Source organism: Staphylococcus sp. HMSC063F05 (genome assembly GCF_001837075.1).
Lineage (GTDB): Bacteria > Bacillota > Bacilli > Staphylococcales > Staphylococcaceae > Staphylococcus > Staphylococcus epidermidis.
This window is the reverse complement of sequence record NZ_KV831315.1, coordinates 1-766: the sequence shown is the minus strand read 5'-3', so window position 1 is coordinate 766 and position 766 is coordinate 1. Positions and strand designations below refer to the sequence as shown.

General features: G+C 39.6%; 1 protein-coding gene. It reads right to left on the bottom strand.

Annotated features, from left to right (window positions below; genetic code table 11):
* Positions 1-743, bottom strand: a 743-nt coding sequence (locus HMPREF2576_RS01555) for a CHAP domain-containing protein (protein WP_002470670.1), incomplete at its 3' end; no start/stop codon positions are given.
* Between the last annotated feature and the right edge of the window lie 23 nt (positions 744-766).

The window sequence follows — 766 nt, the reverse complement described above, 5'->3', positions numbered from 1 at the left end:
CTCGCAGAGATTGTACGTGAAGTGACAACACCTGCACCGTGACCGTAGTTCATTTCTGAAACTCTGATTGAACCATTGCTGTTTACACCTTCAACGTATGCTACGTGTCCGTATGCACCTTGTGACGTTTGTAAGATTGCACCTTTAGCAGGTGAATTGTTTACTGTGTAACCAGAACGTGCTGCAGCGTTTGCCCAGTTGTTTGCGTTACCCCACGTTGAACCGATTTTGCCACCTACTCTGTCAAATACATAATATGTACATTGACCTGAAGTGTATAAGTTACCAGATGCTGAGCGAGCGTTTGATAAAGATACACCGTTTGATGATGGCGCAGAAGTTGTTGTAACGTGAACATTACTACTTGATGTTGAATAGCTTGCGCCTAAACCACCAGTCGGTTGAGTTGTTCTTTGTGATTGCGTGTTGTTTGATTGATAGTTGTTGTAATTGTTGTAATTACTGTAGTTATTGTAGTTGCTATAGTTATTGTAACCATAGTAGTTGTAGTTATTATAATTATTATAGTTATATGAAGTATTTACACGATCTGGACTCCAGTTACCTTTCCAAGTGTAGTGGTAGTTACCTTCAGCATCGATTGTGTAAGTGTAGCTATATGAATAAGGGTCGTTTGGATTGTACCCATCATTATTTTGTTCTGCTGCTTGTGCGTCATGGTGTGCAAATGCGAAAGTAGCGATTCCTGCAGTTGCAATTGTAGCTGTAGCGATTTTTTTCATTGTTAAATATCCTCCTAAAAATT